The sequence below is a fragment of the Pseudomonas sp. GW460-12-10-14-TSB1 genome (genome assembly GCF_017349775.1).
GTDB classification, from domain to species: Bacteria; Pseudomonadota; Gammaproteobacteria; order Pseudomonadales; family Pseudomonadaceae; genus Aquipseudomonas; species Aquipseudomonas piscium.
Genome location: NZ_JACNAC010000035.1, coordinates 53,814 through 68,095, shown reverse-complemented (window position 1 = coordinate 68,095; position 14,282 = coordinate 53,814). Strand labels below are relative to the sequence as shown.

Here is a 14,282-nt window from a genome sequence, read left to right as displayed (position 1 = left end):
CGCCACCCCGCTGTACGCCAGTTGCAATCCGGGCCGCGGACTATTTTTTTTCCGCCGCTAAACTTACTTTGCCCAGGCAGGGTCTACAGGACCGCGAATTGAGTGTTTTATCTCCAGAGGCTCTAAAGATGGCAGCAGTACTCGTCGGACAATTTCATGCAAGGGACGCGGAAGGTCGTGTCTATTCGGTGCATGAGTTCCAGGAATCCACCCCCTCTTCAGAGGGCATCGCCGGCTCGGAGCCCGTCACCACCTATCGCCTGGCCATTGGCGACCGCGTCAACAAAATGGACGACAACCAGTTTCTCCTCGTGCAATCGGGCGTCACCCTTATTCGCGAACCCGAGACCATTCTTCCCTCATAACGTGCCGTTATGAGCAGAAGTCATATGCGCAGACATGAGTTAGGATTCAGTGTGAATCCCTCACCGGCTGGACATGGACTTCAAGCATGCGTTTACGTCATATCGAAGTGATTCAGGCGCTCCTGCAAACCGGTCACCTGGGCACGGCCGCCGAGCTGTTGCAACTGCCGGTGGCCGAGGTGGAAGCGATCCTGCGCGACGCCGAAAGCCAATCGGGTTTCATGCTCTTCGCCAGTGTTCGCGGGCGCCTGCAAGCCACCCGGGAGGCTCGCGAGCTACAACCGGCGATCGCGACCCTGTATGACGCCTTCGAACCCGTGCAACGCCTGGCCGACAGCCTGAAGCAATACCAGGCGCCGCCCTTGCGCATCATCGGCACCCCGCCCCTGGCTCAGCAACTGTTGCCGCAGAGCATCGCCGCCCTGCGCCGGCGTTTTCCCGACACCCCGTGCAATCTCGCCAGCCAAAGCACCCGCGACATGGTCAAGAGCCTGTTGCTGCGTGAAGGCGACCTGGGCCTGAGCCTGCACAACCCCGATCACCCCGATATCCAGTGCACCGCCCTGGCCCAGGGCAAGCTGCAACTGCTGGCCCCCCACGGTTGGCTGCAACCGAAACAGAAGTACATTTCCCTGCAGGACCTGGCGGGCCAGGCCATGGTCGGCCTGGAAGGCCAGGATCCGCTGAGCGTGACCCTGGACAGCAAGTTGCAGAACCTGCGCCCCAGCCCGAGCATCCACACCCGGGTGCAGACCCATCAGATGATGCGCAGCATGGTCGAGGCCGGCGAAGGTTTGGCGATTGTCGACCCCTTCACTGCCCTTGGCGCGCGCGAGGGTGGCCTGGACGTCTGTCCACTGTCGCCACCGATCCCGGTCACCCTCTATGCCCTGACCCGCGGTGGCAGCCCGTCCTCACCGACCCTGGAAGCGCTGCTGGAAACCCTCACGGAAAAGGCCGAAAGCATGCTGGCCGGCTAGACCCCGGCCTCCCGCGCCAGCTCGTCGTTGAACAGCCGATACCAGAAAATCGCCACCTCGGCCGTGGTCGGGTCGATCCCGCGATAACGCAGATGATCGATGCCGCCCACCACATAACCGCAGCGCTCGTACAAGCGGCAAGCCCCCAGGTTGTTGTTCTGGGTCTCGAGCATGATGCCCGGCAGTTTTTTCTTGCGGCTCCAGAACTGCGCCACATCCAGCAAGGCCTTGGCCACCCCGTGGCGCCGCGCCGGCGCGTGCACCGCCAGCTCGTCGATATGGGCGTAACCGTTCCAGTTGGTGCTGACCACCACGTGGCCGACCGGCTCGTCGTCCAGGTAGGCCATGAACACCGCGCTGTCGGCGGCATCGCGATAACTGCTGAACTCTTCGGGGTCGATGCCGTAGCACTTGCGGTATGGGGTGATGTGGTGCAACGGCCACTTGGCCACCGCCTGTTCGCTCTGTGCCTGGGCATAGGCGCTGACTTCGAAGCTGAAATCGCTGCCCCAGACGTAAGCGGCGAAACCCTCGTCGGCGACACGCACCGACAGGCCGGGGTACTTGGGATTGATCATTGGCTGCATAGCGGGAAACGTCCTCAAACCTTGATGCAATCGACGGTGTACTGCCGCCCATTGCCTTCGTCTTCATGCTGCAATCCATGCACATCCGCGACAAAGCCGGGAAAGCTGCTATCGAACGTACGGGCGAAAGCCAGGTAATCGATGATCGAGCGGGTCGATTCGGTGAAGCGCTCGCCCGGCATGATCAATGGAATACCCGGCGGGTATGGCACCAGCATCACCGCCGCCACCCGCCCGATGAGGGCATCGATGGACACCGCCTCGACCTCACCCCGCACCAGCTGATCGTAGGCGTCGGCGGGCTTCATCGCCACCTCCGGCAGCACGGTGTACATGCGCTTGAGGTGCTTGGCCGTGGCATTGCTGCGGTAGCAGGCGTGCAACTGGTCGCAGAGGTCGCGCAGGCCCATGCCTTGGTACCGCGCCATGTCCTGCTGGGCGATGCTCGGCAGGCAGGCGGCGAGGCTGACATTGGCGTCGTAGTTGCGCTTGAACTCCAGCAGCTCGGTCAGCAGCGTGCTCCACTTGCCTTTGGTGATGCCCATGGAAAACAGCACCAGGAAGGAATACAGGCCAGTCTTTTCCACCACCAGGCCGCGTTCCCAGAGAAACTTGCTGACCACCGCCGCCGGTATCCCGCGCTCGCTCAGGGCACCGCCAGCGGTGAGCCCGGGCATCACCAGGGTGACCTTGATCGGGTCCAGCAGCACATAGTCGTCGGTCACCCCGGCGAACCCGTGCCACTCGCCCTCCGGCTCCAGCAGCCAGTCCGCGGTGCTGACCTGATCGATGCCTTCCACCCGCTCTGGCTGCCAGATGGAAAACCACCAGTCGTCGGCGGCGATGTGCTGGCGCAGGTTGGCCAGGGCGCGGCGGAAGCTCAGGGCCTCGTCGAACATTTCCTGCAGCAGCGAGCGCCCCGCCGGCCCTTCCATCATCGCCGAGGCCACATCCAGCGAGGCGATGATGCTGTACTGCGGCGAGGTGGAGATGTGCATCATGAAGGCTTCGTTGAAGCGGTCGCGGTCCAGCTGCCGGGCGCCGCCGTCCTGCACATGGATCATCGAGGCCTGGCTGAAGGCCGCCAGCAGCTTGTGGGTGGAATGGGTGGTGAACACCAGCGGGCTGTCGGCGCTGCGCGAGGTGCCCATGCCGTAACGCCCCTCGAAGAACTCATGGAAGGCCGCGTAGGCGTACCAGGCCTCGTCGAAATGCAGCACCTCGACGCTGTTGCCCAGGCTCTGCTTGATCAGCTCGGCGTTGTAGCAGAGGCCGTCGTAGGTCGAATTGGTGACCACCGCCAGCTTGACCTTGGCCGGCCGGCCCTGGGTCAGCGGGTTGGCGTCGATCTTGGCCTGGATCGACTCGCGGCTGAATTCGCTCAGCGGGATGGGGCCGATGATTCCCAACTCGTTGCGCTCCGGACAGAGGAACAGCGGGATGGCGCCGGTCATGATGATCGCGTGCAGCACCGATTTGTGGCAGTTGCGATCCACCAGCACCAGGTCGTCGCGACCGACCATGGAGTGCCAGACGATCTTGTTGGCGGTCGAGGTGCCGTTGATCACGAAGAAGGTGTGGTCGGCGCCGAAATTGCGCGCCGCTCGTGCCTCGGCTTCCGCCAGGGGCCCGGTGTGGTCGAGCAGCGAGCCCAGTTCCGGAACCGATACCGACAAGTCCGAACGCAGGGTGTTCTCACCGAAGAACTGGTGAAACGCCTGCCCCACCGGGCTCTTGTGATAGGCCACGCCACCGCCGTGCCCCGGGGTGTGCCAGGAATAGTTGGAGTCGGCCGTGTGCTGCACCAGCGCCTTGAAGAATGGCGGCAACAGGCCATCGAGGTAATTGCGCGCCGCCCGCGCCACCTGGCGCGCCAGAAAGGGCACGGTGTCTTCGAACAGGTAAAGAATGCCGCGCAGCTGATTGAGCTCGCTCATGGCGTCGGCCGGGGCGTTTTCCAGGGTCACCTGCTCGCCCAGGGCGAAGATCGGCAGGTTTGGTGCCCGCACTCGGGCCAGGCGGATCAGTTCCACCATGTTCTGCAGCAGGTGGGTGTTTTCCCCGGCGCCTTCGGCGGCGATCAGCATGCAGGCCAGGCCATGATGGGTAGAAGCCACCAGGCGCCCTTCGGCATAGTCCACCGCGGAAAAGATACTGAAGCCTTCCTGCTCCAGTTCCCTGGCGATCCCCCGCACCCGGTCGCCGGCGACGGTGTCGGCCTTGATGTCGCGATGCACGATAAGGACGGGGAATTTCAGGTCTTTGTACATGGCACCAGGCATCCTGAGACGGCGGACAAGGGTCCGCCAATCACCTCAGGGTAGAAGCTCGGGAGCCGGCGCGGAACCCCGTCAACGACCTCCTGTAACAAAAGGTCGCCCACGAACAACTACTGCTGCTGGGCCTTGGCTTCGGCCAGCTGGGTCCAGAGCGCCGGGGCACCGGCGGATTTGGCGATGATCTCGAGACGCACCTGGTGCTCGGCCAGTTCGGCTTCGCTGGCGCGAATGATCCGCCCGCGCTGGCGGTCCGCCGACAGGCGACGGATTTCGCTGGCGCGGTTGCCCGAACCTTCACTGCCGTTGCCGTCCGAGGCGTTGCCGGCCAGGGACAGGCTGGTCTGGCCGCCGGTCATGGTCAGGTAGACGTCGGCGAGAATCTCCGAGTCGAGCAAGGCGCCGTGCAGTTCACGACCAGAGTTGTCGACGTCATAGCGTTTGCACAAGGCGTCGAGGCTGTTGCGCTGGCCGGGGTGACGTTCCCGGGCCATCAACAGGGTGTCGAGGATGCTGCAGTGCTGGGTGATGTCGGCGCGGTCGTGCTGGCCCATCAGGGCGAATTCGTTGTTGATGAAGCCAACGTCGAACGCCGCGTTGTGGATGATCAGCTGCGCGCCCTGGATGAACTCGAAGAACTCGTCGGCGACTTCGGCGAAGCGCGGCTTGCCCACCAGGAACTCGTTGGTGATGCCGTGGACGCCGATCGCGCCCTCGTCGCTCTCGCGATCCGGTTGCAGATAGACGTGGAAATGCCGACCGGTCAGGCGCCGTCCGATCAACTCGACGCAACCGATTTCAATGATCCGGTGGCCGTCGGTCACCGGCATGCCGGTGGTTTCGGTATCGAGTACAACAGATCTGTTGGCCATCAGGGGTCAGTTCTCAACGGTGGAAGTCTTTCAAGGCGCGGGATTTTAGCACGCTCTCGCGGCATGGCACGCATGGCGGATTCGCTTGGCCCCGGCCTGCGCAGTTTTTAACAATCATTCGCAAAGCTCATGCAGTTCGCCGCGCGGCGGCTTGTTAGGGTCCGCACGATATTTTCAACGGACTCCAGCCTGCCATGACCACCTGCAAAACCCGCCTGACCTTTCTGCTTTGCGCTTGCCTGTTCGCCGATATAGGCCAGGCCACCAGCCTGGTGATCAGCACCGACATCACCATGAGCCTGGCCTTGAGCACCACCGAAGGCAGTTCGAAAGCCACCAGCTCGTTCAAGGACGACAAGCTCGTGCTCGCCGCCAAGACCGATGCCGCGGCCTTTGTCGCCAGCGCCGGCGAGATCCGCGGCGCCCAGCTGGAAGCCGCCATGCGGCACATTCGCCAAACGCTCGGCACCCCAGGCTACTCCGACCTGCAACTGGCCAGCGCCATCCTTACCCTTTGATCGCCTCAGCACCGCGCCACTAATTCACCCTATGCATCACGCGTTTCTTTAAATGAGCGAGGCCATTGCGCTACCGTACGGCCACTCAGGCGGGCGGGTGCTGGCACCCGGCCTTGCACTCACTTCCAGGAAACCGCCCTCCCATGCTCGAGACTCGACAGATGATCCCACTGCTGTTGGCCGCGGCCTTCATCAGTGGCTGCTCTTCCCTTCCGGCAACTGGCCCCGACGCCGGGCAAGGCCCCTTGATCGTCGCCCATCGCGGCGGTGCCGCGGACTTTCCCGAGAACACCCTGCTGGCCATCGACAACGCCCTGCGCAACCGTGCAGACATGCTCTGGCTGACGGTGCAACTGAGCCGCGACGGCGTGCCGGTGCTGTACCGACCGGCGGACCTGAGCGCCAATACCCCGGTGTCCGGCGCGGTCAGCGAGAAAACCCTGGCGCAGTTGCAAACACTGAATGCCGGCTGGAACTTCAAGCAGACCGCGGCCGATGGCCAGGTGACATTTCCCTATCGCTCCCAGGCGGTGACCATCCCCTCACTGCAACAGGCGCTGGCGGCGATCCCCGACGCCGTGCCGGTCATTCTCGACATGAAGGCCCTGCCCGCCGCTCCCCAGGCCAAGGCGGTCGCCCAGTTGCTGGAGCAGCTGCACGCCTGGAACCGGGTGCTGATCTACTCCACCGATGCCAGCTACCAGCAGGCGTTCGCGCAATACCCGCAGGCGCGGCTGTTCGAGTCCCGGGACAACACCCGGGATCGCCTGGCCAGCGTCGCCCTGGCCCACAGCTGTACGGCGCCGCCGGCACCGGCCAGCTGGGTGGCTTTCGAGTACCGGCGCCCGGTGCAGTTGGTCGAGACCTTCACCCTGGGCGAAGCCCGTTCGAAGGTAGATGCCCGGCTGTGGACACCCGCCGCGGTGGAGTGCTTCCAGTCCCGGGGCAAAGTGCGGATGCTGGCGATCGGGGTCAATACGGCCGAGGATTACCAGGCGGCCGTCTGCCTGAAGATGGATGCGGTGCTGGTGGATTCGCCCCGCGCGATGGGGGAAATGAAGCAGCGGCTCGAACGGCCGCTGCGTTGCGACTGACTACCCGTTCAGCGCATCAGGCCTGTTTGTAACCGCGGACCTCGTCGACGCCGCGGTTGGCCAGTTGGTCGGCCCGTTCGTTGCCGTGGTGGCCAGTATGGCCGCGCACCCATTTCCAGGTGACCTGGTGGCGGTTGACCTGCTCATCGAGCTGCTGCCACAGGTCGGCATTTTTCACCGGTTCCTTGGCCGCGGTTTTCCAGCCGCGCTTTTTCCAGTTGGCCATCCACTCGTTGATGCCCTTCATCACATACTGCGAGTCCGTGACCAGGATCACCTGGCACTCGCGCTTGAGCTCTTCCAGGCCGCGGATTGCCGCCATCAGCTCCATGCGGTTGTTGGTGGTGTTGGCTTCGCCGCCCCAGAGTTCCTTCTCCACGCCCTTGAACACCAGCAGTGCGCCCCAGCCCCCCGGGCCAGGATTGCCCTTGCAGGCGCCGTCGGTGAAGATTTCTACGCTATCGCTCATGCCAGACTTCCAATCGAAAATACCTGTGGCTTGCCGATCGTCGATCGACAACGCCCAAGCCGGGCAGATTCGGCCCGGCTGAATTAAAGAGGGGGTTCGCTGTGCCGGCGGTTGACCTTGGCCATCGGCAGCGGCACCAGCTTGCCCATCGGCTCGCGGCGTACCTGGCGCACCGGGCGCAGGCCGACCACTATCTTGCGTGCCACCAGCAGGTAGAAGCCGCCGCCGGACAGTTGCCAGTCACCGGCCTTGCGCTCCCAGCCGGCCAACCGAGCCTGCCAGGCCGCCGAGGCAAGCGGCGGACGATAGCACCCGAAGCGGCGTTTCTCCAGCGCGAAACCCAGCAGGTTCAACCAGTCGGCGACCCGCGACGGCGAAATGCAACGCGCCTTGCGCAAGGCGTCATGGGCGAACACATGCCGCAGGCCCCAGCTGCTCCAGGGATTGATACCGATGATCAACAGATGCCCGCCCGGCCGCACGGCGCTGGCGGCTTCGCGCAGCAGGCCGTGGGGCGACAGGCAGAAATCCAGGCCATGCTGCAGCACCACCACATCGGCGGCGTGCTCGCTGAGCGGCCAGGCCTGCTCTTCGCAAACGATCTCCACGCCGGGCAACGGCGCGCCCAGGCGTACATTGCGCTGTACCTGGGGCGCCGCCGGCGGGGTTTGCGCCGACGGGCCGTAATGCACCAGGTAGCCGCCGAAGAAGCGCCCCAGCTCGTCGTCGAGCATGCGCCGTTCTTCATCCAGCAGAAATTGCCCCAGTGGCCCCGACAGCCACTCACGGGCGGCACTGATCAGAGCCAGCCAGTCAGGATCGGCCTGAGCGAACGCTTTATCGGTCATTGCATTCTCCAACCCGCCAAGAAGTTCTAAGATGCGCCAATGTTTTCCGCTTGGCGACTCCAACGATGATACAGATCAGTGCCCTGCCCGCGTTCACCGATAACTACATCTGGTTGTTACAGGACCATCGCCATCAGCGTTGCGCGGTGGTCGACCCGGGTGACGCCGCACCGGTACAGGCCTGGCTCGCCCGGCATCCGGGCTGGGAGTTGAGCGATATCCTGGTGACCCATCACCACCACGACCACGTCGGCGGTATCGAACAGCTGAAAAAAGCCAGCGGCGCCAAGGTCTGGGGCCCAGCCAACGAAAACATCCCAGGGCGCGACGTGGCCCTGAACGACAACGACCAGGCCAACATCCTTGGCTGGGACTTCGACATCTATGCGGTGCCCGGGCACACCCTGGGGCACATTGCCTACTACCATCACGGCCTGCTGTTTTGTGGCGACACCCTGTTCGCCGCCGGTTGCGGGCGCCTGTTCGAGGGCACGCCGGAGCAGATGCACCACTCCCTGAGCCGCCTGGCCGCGCTGCCCGAAGACACCCTGGTGTACTGCACCCACGAATACACCCTGAGCAACCTGCGTTTTGCCCAGGCGGTGGAACCGGACAACCCGGACATCGCCGAGCGCCTGCAAAAGGTCAGCGAACTACGGGAAAACGGCAAAATGACCCTGCCCTCCACCCTGGCCCTGGAAAAACTCACCAATCCCTTCCTGCGTACCGGTGAAACATCCGTTAAACAAAAAGCGGACGAACGGAACGGCCTCGATAACCGGGCTCAGAGTGCGGTTTTTGCTGCCTTGCGGGCTTGGAAAGATAAGTTCTAAGCGGGTTGCCTGTTGGTACGAAAATTCTGAATGGTTGACCTCACCGGGTGCGCTTTCTAGAATCGTCCGACATTTTTGCCCGGAACTTACTTCCAGCCAATGTCGTCATCTATTCGTAAATCCATCAATTCAGACGCATTGACGCGGTTGGCTCAAGCCATCGCGGTGGCTGTGTCCGCCACCCTGGCGGGCTGCCAAAGCACGAGCCACGTCCCGCAAACCGACGCTTCGCACACCCAGAATTTCAACGCCCGCATCAAGCAGAAACCCATCTGGCTGAATGAAAAACCCAGCCCGCAATTGCCCCAGGACGTCTGGGAGCGCATGCGCGAAGGTTTCCAGTTGCAGGAAGGCATCGGCGTCAACCCGCGCATCGAACAGCAGCGCCTGTGGTTCGCCAGCAATCCATCGTTTCTCGAGAATGCCAGCGAACGCGGCAGCCTCTATATCCATTACATCGTCGAGCGTCTTGAAGAACGCAACATGCCGCTGGAGCTGGCCCTGCTGCCAGTGATCGAGAGCGCCTACAACCCGATGGCCTATTCCCGGGCCGACGCGGTAGGCCTCTGGCAGTTCATCCCGTCCACCGGTCGTTCCTTCAACCTGCGCCAGACCCGCTTCTACGATGGCCGTCGCGATATCACCGCCTCGACCACCGCGGCCATGGATTACCTGACCCGCCTGCACGACATGTTCAACGGCGACTGGCTGCTGGCCCTGGCGGCCTACAACGCCGGCGAAGGCACGGTCAGCCGGGCCATCGAGCGCAACGAGAAGCTCGGCCTGCCCACCGACTACTGGAACCTGCCGCTGCCGTCGGAAACCCAGGCCTACGTGCCCAAGCTGCTGGCCCTGTCCCAGGTGGTGCTGGCGCCCGAAGCCTATGGCGTCAACCTGAACCCGATCGCCAACGAACCCTATTTCCAGGTCGTCGAGATCAACCAACGCATGGACCTGTCCAAGGTCGCCGCGGTGGCCAATATCGACGAGGACGAGCTGTTCCAGCTCAACCCGGCCTTCAAGCAGCGCACCACCATCGATGGTCCCCAGCACCTGCTGGTGCCGACGTCCAAGGCGCAGCTGCTGAGCGCCAGCCTGTCGACCATGAAGCCCGAGGAACTGATCAGCCAGCGTTCGCTCAAGCCAGTGTTCGAGGGTGCCGACAGTCGCGAAATGGCCCAGGCCAAACGCAACTACCGGGTCAAGCGGGGCGATAACCTGTCGCAGATCGCCAAGGCCAACAAGGTCGACGTCAAGGACCTGCAACGCTGGAACAAGCTGAGCGGCAAGCAGCTCAAGGTCGGCCAGACCCTGGTCATGCAGGACACCAGCAAAGCCAAGGCCAGCAGCAAAACCAGCGCCAAGGCCTCCGGCAAGAAGACCATGGTCGCCAGCGCCGACAAGAAGTCGACCCAGTACAAGGTCAAGCAAGGCGATTCGCTGTACATGGTGGCCAAGCGCTTCAACGTCGAGATGCAACACCTCAAGCGCTGGAATCCCCGCGCCGGCCAGGCCCTCAAGCCAGGCCAGATGCTGACCGTCTACCTGCCTCATTAAGGCTGGCTGGATCGAAAAAGATCGCGGTTCCCGGCAACGCCCACGGATGAATCTCAACATCCGGCACAGGCGCTGCCAGGGGCCGCGATCTTTTTTTTCAGGGCCGTAACAGAGCCTTCGGAGGGCGGCCTTTTTCCTGTCGATACAAGCTGTTACTGTACGGAGCACAAAGCCCAAGCCGCCTGGATCGGATCTCTGCCTTGATGCGTCCCCTCCTCCTGTCCCTAATCAGTCTGGCCTTGAGCTTTCCCGCAAGCGCAACGATCACTGAAAGTCATGGTTACGCGCAGTTCGGCACGCTCAAGTACCCCGCCAAATTCACCCATTACGACTGGGTCAACCCCGCCGCGCCCAAAGGCGGGACCTTGCGGGTCATGGCGTTTGGCACCTTCGACACCCTCAACCCCTACACTTTCAAGGGCAGCAGCCCGGTTTCCACGCCCAACTTCCTGCAATACGGGGTCAACGAGCTGAACGAGCCGCTGATGGTCGGCACCGGCCAGTACGCGCCGTCCGGCGACGAGCCGACTTCCAGCTACGGCCTGATCGCCCGCTCCGTCGAATACAGCGAAGACCGCAGCTGGGTGGTGTTCAACCTGCGCCCCGAGGCACGTTTCCACGATGGCAAGCCGATCACCGCCTACGATGTGGCGTTTTCCTATCGGTTGCTGCTCAAGGAAGGCCACCCGCAATACCGCACCAACCTGCAGGAAGTGCAGCGGGTGGACATCCTCGGCCCGCAGCGCATCCGTTTCGTCTTCAAGCGCTCCGGCAACCCGCTGCTGATCCTGCGCCTGGGCGAGTTGCCGGTGCTGCCGCAGCACTACTGGAAAGACCGCGACTTCAAGGCCACCACCTTCGAGCCGCCGCTGGGCAGCGGCCCCTACCGCATCATCCGGGTGCAACCGGGGCGCTCGCTGCTGTTCGAGCGGGTCAAGGACTACTGGGGCAAGGACCTGCCGGTCAATCGCGGCTTCAACAATTTCAACAAGGTCGCGGTAGAGTTCTACCGTGACAGCGACGTCGCCTTCGAAGCCTTCAAGGCCGGCGAGTTCGACATCTACATCGAACACCAGGCGAAGAACTGGGCCAACGGCTACAACTTCCCCGCGATCAACCGCGGCGACATCATCAAGGCCCAGGTGGCGCACCAGATCCCGACCCAGACCCAGGGCCTGTTCATGAACAGCCGCCGGGCGATCTTCGCCGACCGCAAGGTGCGCGAAGCCCTGGGCCTGATGCTCGACTTCGAGTGGACCAACCGCACCCTGTTCAGCGGCGCCTACAAACGCGCGACCAGCTACTACCCGAACAGCGAGTTCTCTGCCACGGGCCTGCCGGTCGGCCATGAATGGCTGCTGCTCTCGCCCTACCGCGAGCAGTTGCCCGCCAGCCTGTTCACCCAGCCCTTCAGCCTGCCGCAGACCGACGGCCGCGGCATCCCGCGGGCGACCCTGCGCCAGGCCCTGGGCCTGCTCGCCGAAGCCGGCTGGAAGCTCAACGGCCAGCGCCTGCTCGACAGCAACGGGCAACCGCTGCGCTTCGAGCTGCTGCTGGTCAACCCGAACCTGGAACGGATCCTCCAGCCCTACGTCGAGAACCTGGCCAGCATCGGCATCGACGCGCGCCTGCGCACCGTGGACCGGGCGCAGTACAAGCAGCGCCTGGACCAGTTCGATTTCGACATGATCCTCATGACCCTGAACCAGACCCTGAGCCCGGGCCTGGAGCAATGGCAGTACTTCCACTCCAGCCAGGTCGGGGTCAAGGGCAGCAAGAACTATGCAGGCATCGACAACCCCATCGTCGATCACCTGCTGGAACACCTGCTCGCCGCACACAGCCGCGACGAGCAACTGGCCGCCGGTCGGGCCCTGGATCGGGTGCTGCTGTGGCAGCACTACATCATCCCCAACTGGTACCTCAACTATCATCGTCTGGCGTACCGCAACCGGTTCGCCTTCGTCACCACGCCGCCCTACCAACTGGGCCTGAGCGCCTGGTGGCTGAAGTCCCTGGAGAAAGCCCAATGATGCCCCTGCGTGCCCTGCTCCCGTGGGCCGGCGGCGTGCTGCTGACGGGAATCGCCTGCCTCGCCCAGGCCGCCCCGCAACACGCCCTGACCCTGTACAACGAACCGCCGAAGTACCCGGCGACCTTCAAGCACTTCGACTACGTCAACCCGGACGCGCCCAAGGGCGGCACCTTCCGCGAGTCCGGTTTCGGTGGCTTCGACAGCCTCAACCCGTTCATCAACAAAGGCGTGCCGGCGGACAATATCGGCCTGATCTACGACACCCTGATGCGCCAGAGCCTGGACGAACCCTTCACCGAGTACGGCCTGATCGCCGGGCAGATCGAGAAGGCCCCGGACAACAGCTGGGTGCGTTTCTACCTGCGCCCCGAGGCGCGCTTCCACGACGGCCACCCGATCCGTGCCGAAGACGTGGTGTTCAGCTTCCAGACCCTGATGAAGGCCGGCGCGCCGATGTACCGCGGCTACTACGCCGACGTCGAGGACGTGATCGCCGAAGACCCGCTCAAGGTGCTGTTCAAGTTCAAGCACACCAACAATCGCGAACTGCCGCTGATTCTTGGGCAGCTGTCGATACTGCCCAAGCACTGGTGGGAACACCGCGACTTTTCCAAGGGCAACCTGGAAATCCCCCTCGGCAGCGGCCCGTACAAGGTGATCGAGGTCAAGGCCGGGCGCTCGGTGCGCTATGAACGGGTCAAGGACTACTGGGGCAAGGACCTGCCGATCAACCGCGGCCAGTTCAACTTCGACGTCATGGCCACCGACTATTACCGCGACAACACCGTGGCCCTGGAAGCCCTCAAGGCCGGCCAGTTCGACTACTGGCTGGAGACCAGCGCGAAGAACTGGGCCAACGCCTACAACATCCCGGCCGTGACCGAAGGCCGGCTGATCAAGGAACAGATCCCCAACGGCAACCCCACCGGCATGCAGGGCTTCGTCTACAACCTCCGCCGCCCGCTGTTCCAGGACGTGCGGGTACGCAAGGCCCTGAGCCTGCTGCTGGACTTCGAGTGGACCAACAAGCAACTGTTCAACGGCGCCTACACCCGCACCCGCAGCTACTTCGAGAACTCGGAAATGGCCGCCACCGGCCTGCCCGACACCGACGAACTGCAGATCCTCGAACCGCTGCGCGGCAAGATCCCCGACCAGGTCTTCACTGAAGCCTTCCAGCCCTCGGTGTGCGATGGCAGCGGCATGATCCGCGCCCAGCAGCGCCAGGCCTACCAGCTGTTGCAGGAAGCCGGCTGGCGCATCGTCGACGACAAGATGGTCGACGCCCAGGGCAAGCCGGTGGTGATCGAGTTCCTGCTGGCCCAGACCGAGTTCGAGCGCGTGCTGCTGCCGTTCAAGCGCAACCTCGCGGACCTCGGGATCGACCTGGTGATCCGCCGGGTCGACGTTTCCCAGTACATCAACCGCCTGCGCTCGCGGGACTTCGACATGGTGGTCGGCGGCTTCCCGCAATCGAGTTCGCCCGGCAACGAGCAGCGCGAATACTGGAAATCCTCCAGCGCCGACAACCCCGGCAGCCGCAACTTCATCGGCCTCAAGGACCCGACCATCGATGCCCTGGTGGAAGACCTGATCAACGCCGACTCGCGCAAGAGCCTGGTGGCCCATGCCCGCGCCCTCGACCGGGTGCTGCAATGGGGCTACTACGTGATTCCCAACTGGCACATCAAGACCTCGCGCGTGGCCTACTGGGACCATATCGGCCACCCCAAGGTCTCGCCCAAATATGACATCGGCATCCAGACCTGGTGGATCAAGCCCGACGCCAAGCCGGCCGTGATCCCGGACACCCACTCGCAGGCCGCCCCCGCCGGCGTGGAGCAATAA

General features: G+C 63.6%; 13 protein-coding genes. 8 read left to right on the top strand and 5 right to left on the bottom strand.

All coding sequences use genetic code 11. The features are described from left to right. Positions 1–128 precede the first annotated feature (128 nt). Both J4D52_RS19815 and J4D52_RS19810 read left to right on the top strand, forming a co-directional pair. A complete protein-coding gene (locus J4D52_RS19815; RefSeq protein ID WP_053278872.1) occupies positions 129–365 on the top strand; it encodes a hypothetical protein in 237 nt (78 codons plus the stop codon). An 86-nt stretch (positions 366–451) separates the two neighbouring features. Continuing rightward, positions 452–1,345 (top strand): LysR substrate-binding domain-containing protein, encoded by an 894-nt coding sequence (locus J4D52_RS19810; protein ID WP_025809196.1) that lies wholly within the window; start codon positions 452–454, stop codon positions 1,343–1,345. Here the strand turns inward: J4D52_RS19810 and J4D52_RS19805 are convergent. The 3 genes from J4D52_RS19805 to dnaQ form a co-directional block, all read right to left on the bottom strand. Beyond that, complete coding sequence (locus tag J4D52_RS19805; RefSeq protein WP_053278870.1) at positions 1,342–1,932, bottom strand: GNAT family N-acetyltransferase; 591 nt, start codon at positions 1,930–1,932, stop codon at positions 1,342–1,344. The genes J4D52_RS19810 and J4D52_RS19805 overlap by 4 nt on opposite strands. A 14-nt stretch (positions 1,933–1,946) precedes the next feature. Then, the gene (locus J4D52_RS19800) at positions 1,947–4,202 is read right to left on the bottom strand and encodes an arginine/lysine/ornithine decarboxylase (RefSeq protein WP_025809198.1); all 2,256 of its coding nucleotides are present in this window, start codon (positions 4,200–4,202) and stop codon (positions 1,947–1,949) included. Between the two features lie 119 nt (positions 4,203–4,321). Continuing rightward, a complete protein-coding gene (gene dnaQ, locus J4D52_RS19795) occupies positions 4,322–5,080 on the bottom strand; it encodes a DNA polymerase III subunit epsilon (protein ID WP_025809199.1) in 759 nt (252 codons plus the stop codon). 194 nt (positions 5,081–5,274) lie between these two features. On the opposite strand from dnaQ, the gene J4D52_RS19790 reads away from it, so the two are divergent. Together J4D52_RS19790 and J4D52_RS19785 are read left to right on the top strand one after the other, a co-directional pair. Continuing rightward, on the top strand, positions 5,275–5,598 hold the full coding sequence (locus J4D52_RS19790) for a DUF2388 domain-containing protein (RefSeq protein ID WP_025809200.1): 324 nt from the start codon (positions 5,275–5,277) through the stop codon (positions 5,596–5,598). A 143-nt stretch (positions 5,599–5,741) separates the two neighbouring features. Beyond that, positions 5,742–6,692 carry a glycerophosphodiester phosphodiesterase family protein gene (locus J4D52_RS19785; RefSeq protein WP_102677459.1) on the top strand — a complete coding sequence of 317 codons (951 nt, stop codon included), beginning with the start codon at positions 5,742–5,744 and terminating at the stop codon, positions 6,690–6,692. 16 nt (positions 6,693–6,708) lie between these two features. On the opposite strand, the gene rnhA is transcribed toward J4D52_RS19785, so the two are convergent. Beyond that, positions 6,709–7,161: a ribonuclease HI gene (gene rnhA / locus J4D52_RS19780; RefSeq protein WP_009048707.1), complete on the bottom strand. Its 453-nt coding sequence runs from the start codon at positions 7,159–7,161 to the stop codon at positions 6,709–6,711. Between the two features lie 83 nt (positions 7,162–7,244). Then, positions 7,245–8,009 carry a class I SAM-dependent methyltransferase gene (locus tag J4D52_RS19775; protein ID WP_025809202.1) on the bottom strand — a complete coding sequence of 255 codons (765 nt, stop codon included), beginning with the start codon at positions 8,007–8,009 and terminating at the stop codon, positions 7,245–7,247. Between the two features lie 65 nt (positions 8,010–8,074). On the opposite strand from J4D52_RS19775, the gene gloB reads away from it, so the two are divergent. The 4 genes from gloB (at position 8,075) to J4D52_RS19755 (ending at position 14,282) form a co-directional block, all read left to right on the top strand. Next, the gene (gene gloB, locus J4D52_RS19770) at positions 8,075–8,842 is read left to right on the top strand and encodes a hydroxyacylglutathione hydrolase (RefSeq protein WP_102677460.1); all 768 of its coding nucleotides are present in this window, start codon (positions 8,075–8,077) and stop codon (positions 8,840–8,842) included. Between the two features lie 99 nt (positions 8,843–8,941). Further along, complete coding sequence (locus J4D52_RS19765; RefSeq protein ID WP_102677461.1) at positions 8,942–10,399, top strand: transglycosylase SLT domain-containing protein; 1,458 nt, start codon at positions 8,942–8,944, stop codon at positions 10,397–10,399. 203 nt (positions 10,400–10,602) lie between these two features. Then, positions 10,603–12,432: an extracellular solute-binding protein gene (locus J4D52_RS19760; protein WP_102677462.1), complete on the top strand. Its 1,830-nt coding sequence runs from the start codon at positions 10,603–10,605 to the stop codon at positions 12,430–12,432. Then, on the top strand, positions 12,429–14,282 hold the full coding sequence (locus J4D52_RS19755) for an extracellular solute-binding protein (RefSeq protein WP_102677463.1): 1,854 nt from the start codon (positions 12,429–12,431) through the stop codon (positions 14,280–14,282). The genes J4D52_RS19760 and J4D52_RS19755 overlap by 4 nt, the downstream gene beginning before the upstream one ends.

Excerpts from the sequence above, each read along its gene's own strand:
- J4D52_RS19815 (WP_053278872.1), top strand. The coding sequence starts at position 129 with ATGGCAGCAGTACTCGTCGGACAATTTCATGCAAGGGACGCGGAAGGT.
- J4D52_RS19810 (WP_025809196.1), top strand. The coding sequence starts at position 452 with ATGCGTTTACGTCATATCGAAGTGATTCAGGCGCTCCTGCAAACCGGT.
- J4D52_RS19805 (WP_053278870.1), bottom strand. The coding sequence starts at position 1,932 with ATGCAGCCAATGATCAATCCCAAGTACCCCGGCCTGTCGGTGCGTGTC.
- J4D52_RS19800 (WP_025809198.1), bottom strand. The coding sequence starts at position 4,202 with ATGTACAAAGACCTGAAATTCCCCGTCCTTATCGTGCATCGCGACATC.
- dnaQ (WP_025809199.1), bottom strand. The coding sequence starts at position 5,080 with ATGGCCAACAGATCTGTTGTACTCGATACCGAAACCACCGGCATGCCG.
- J4D52_RS19790 (WP_025809200.1), top strand. The coding sequence starts at position 5,275 with ATGACCACCTGCAAAACCCGCCTGACCTTTCTGCTTTGCGCTTGCCTG.
- J4D52_RS19785 (WP_102677459.1), top strand. The coding sequence starts at position 5,742 with ATGCTCGAGACTCGACAGATGATCCCACTGCTGTTGGCCGCGGCCTTC.
- rnhA (WP_009048707.1), bottom strand. The coding sequence starts at position 7,161 with ATGAGCGATAGCGTAGAAATCTTCACCGACGGCGCCTGCAAGGGCAAT.
- J4D52_RS19775 (WP_025809202.1), bottom strand. The coding sequence starts at position 8,009 with ATGACCGATAAAGCGTTCGCTCAGGCCGATCCTGACTGGCTGGCTCTG.
- gloB (WP_102677460.1), top strand. The coding sequence starts at position 8,075 with ATGATACAGATCAGTGCCCTGCCCGCGTTCACCGATAACTACATCTGG.
- J4D52_RS19765 (WP_102677461.1), top strand. The coding sequence starts at position 8,942 with ATGTCGTCATCTATTCGTAAATCCATCAATTCAGACGCATTGACGCGG.
- J4D52_RS19760 (WP_102677462.1), top strand. The coding sequence starts at position 10,603 with ATGCGTCCCCTCCTCCTGTCCCTAATCAGTCTGGCCTTGAGCTTTCCC.
- J4D52_RS19755 (WP_102677463.1), top strand. The coding sequence starts at position 12,429 with ATGATGCCCCTGCGTGCCCTGCTCCCGTGGGCCGGCGGCGTGCTGCTG.